The sequence below is a fragment of the Nitrospirae bacterium YQR-1 genome (assembly GCA_039908095.1).
Taxonomy (GTDB): domain Bacteria; phylum Nitrospirota; class Thermodesulfovibrionia; order Thermodesulfovibrionales; family Magnetobacteriaceae; genus Magnetomonas.
In genome coordinates this window covers 1-626 of sequence record JAMOBJ010000074.1, presented here as the reverse complement: position 1 = coordinate 626, position 626 = coordinate 1, and the positions used below count along the sequence as shown (strand labels likewise).

1 protein-coding gene is annotated in these 626 nt (G+C 38.8%); it reads right to left on the bottom strand.

The annotated features are described in order from the left end of the window. Positions 1 to 142: 142 nt before the first annotated feature. Entirely contained in the window at positions 143 to 469 is a 327-nt protein-coding gene (locus H7844_15915; protein ID MEO5358764.1) for a Rieske (2Fe-2S) protein, read from the bottom strand. Positions 470 to 626: the final 157 nt, after the last annotated feature.

Here is a 626-nt window from a genome sequence, read left to right as displayed (position 1 = left end):
TAGGCGGGAATGACAAAAGGAGGATTTTCTTTTTTCTGTCATTCCGAGCGAAAGCTGGAATCCAGATAGTAACGGAGTTAATTACATAGGCAATTAGTTTTAATATTACTTCGATGAATGCTACTTGATATAAGGTCTTTTCTTAAATATCAATCACAATTTCATTACCACTAACCGTGCACTTATAGGTCTTTATATTCATAAGACCTGATATACCGATGAGTTTTACCAAATCCGATGAAAAATTCTGAAACCATGTCTGAAGTTGCCCTGTGGCTATGTCAAACGTTGCCCCGTGGCAGGGACAACCCTTTAACGTCCCAGTATGAAGCCTGCACTTTCTGTGCGGACAGATATCCCCCAGGGCAAAATAATTCTTGCCAACTTTCACAAGCAGCACACTGTGGCCATTTTCTTCAATTCCCAACATGCCGTCTTTATTTAATTTATCTGTGCTTACCCGTATCATGATTAAAACCTCCTGTAATACCAAGTTGCATTCATTCGATTAACTTTGTTGGCTTGTTCGAAAGCTCCTTGACGTCTCCCCTAAAGCAACCGTGATGTCAAGTAAAATTTTTAAAAAATGGTTCTTTCACGTTTTGAGTGGGTAAAAGAAAGAATAA

What these genes read in the sequence shown, in the direction of transcription:
- H7844_15915 (MEO5358764.1), bottom strand. Translation starts at nt 469, where the DNA reads ATGATACGGGTAAGCACAGATAAATTAAATAAAGACGGCATGTTGGGA.